Source organism: Streptomyces sp. NPDC005374, assembly GCF_042872225.1.
In the GTDB taxonomy this organism is placed as follows: Bacteria; Actinomycetota; Actinomycetes; order Streptomycetales; family Streptomycetaceae; genus Streptomyces.
The window spans coordinates 1-1,330 of record NZ_JBIAKA010000048.1 but is presented as its reverse complement, the minus strand read 5'-3'; the positions used below and the strand labels follow the sequence as shown (position 1 = coordinate 1,330).

Sequence of the window (1,330 nt, the reverse complement as noted above, 5' to 3'; positions counted from 1 at the left end):
TGAACCGTTCCGGGTTCAATAGAGATCTCAGATGTTGACTGTGACCTGGGGTTTCGTGGTCGCTCGGTAGTAGTTGGCTTCGTATTCGGCGGGCGGGATGTGCCCTATCTCACCGTGGAGTCGGCGGTGGTTGTACCAGTCGACCCACTCGGCAGTGGCGAGCTCGACGTGCGAGAGCGTCTTCCACGGCCGCTGCGGTTTGATGACTTCGGTCTTGAACAGGCCGATCGTCGACTCCATGAGCGCGTTGTCGTACGCGTCACCGACCGAGCCGATCGATGCCGCGATGCCTGCGACATCGAGGTGTTCGGCCAGGCGGAAAGACGTGTACTGGGACCCGGCATCGGAGTGGTGTATCAGCTCACCGGGCTCCGGCGGTCGGCCGTCGCGGTCGCGCTGCCACAGACCCATGTCTAGTGCGTCCAGGACGAGTTGGGTCTGTTTCGACATCGACGCGGACCAGCCGACGATGCGGCGGGAGAAGGTGTCCACGACGAAAGCGACGTAGACGACGCCGGCCCAGGCCGCGACGTGCGTGAAGTCGGCTACCCAGGTTCGGTTCGGCGCTGGGGCGACGAACTCGCGGTCCAGCCGGTCCGGTGCCCTCGCGGCGGCCGGGTCCGGCATGGTGGTGATCACCTTCTTGCCGCGGACGGCGCCGGTGATGCCGAGCTCGCGCATCAGTCGCTCGACCGTGCAGCGGGCCACCGAGTGGCCCTGGCGGTTGAGCTGTCTCCAGACCTTCCTCGCGCCATAGACCCGGTAGTTGGTCTCGTAGACCTCCTTGATTTCTTCCTTGAGTTCCGTGTCCCGCACGGACCTGGCCGAAGGCGCCAACTGGCGCTTCTTCGCCGCGTAGTAGGTGGATGGGGCGATCTGGCAGCCATGCTCGGTGAGCGTCCTGCAGATCGGCTCGACACCGCCGAAGCGGTCCCGGTGCTCGTCGATGAACGCTACGAGCGTGTGTGTGGCCGGTCGAGCTCGGCCGCGAAGAAACTCGCCGCGGCCTTCAAGATCTCGTTCGCCCGCTTGAGTTCGGCGATCTCTTTCTTCATCGCCTTGACCTGCGCGGACTCCTCCGTGGTCGTCCCCGGACGGCCTCCGTTGTCGATCTGGTCCTGACGGACCCACTTCCGCAGCGTCTCGGTCGTCCCGATCCCCAGCTTGGCGGCGACCGCCTTCATCGCGGACCACTCGGTGTCGTACTCCGGCCGCACCTCGGCGACCATGCGGACCGCTCGTCTGCGCAGCTCAAGAGGGTAAGGGGAAGGGCGTGCCATGACTCGATCCTCTCAAATGATCGAGTCCCTACCGAACCCGGAACGGTTCA

Annotated in this window: 1 protein-coding gene; it reads right to left on the bottom strand. The window is 65.0% G+C overall.

What is annotated here, in order from left to right; all coding sequences use genetic code 11:
- Positions 1 to 27 precede the first annotated feature (27 nt).
- A protein-coding gene (locus ACFYRX_RS46755) for an IS3 family transposase (protein WP_389113568.1) occupies positions 28 to 1,280 on the bottom strand; the annotation gives its coding sequence in 2 pieces (ribosomal slippage) (positions 28 to 998 and positions 998 to 1,280; 1,254 coding nt in all).
- Between the last annotated feature and the right edge of the window lie 50 nt (positions 1,281 to 1,330).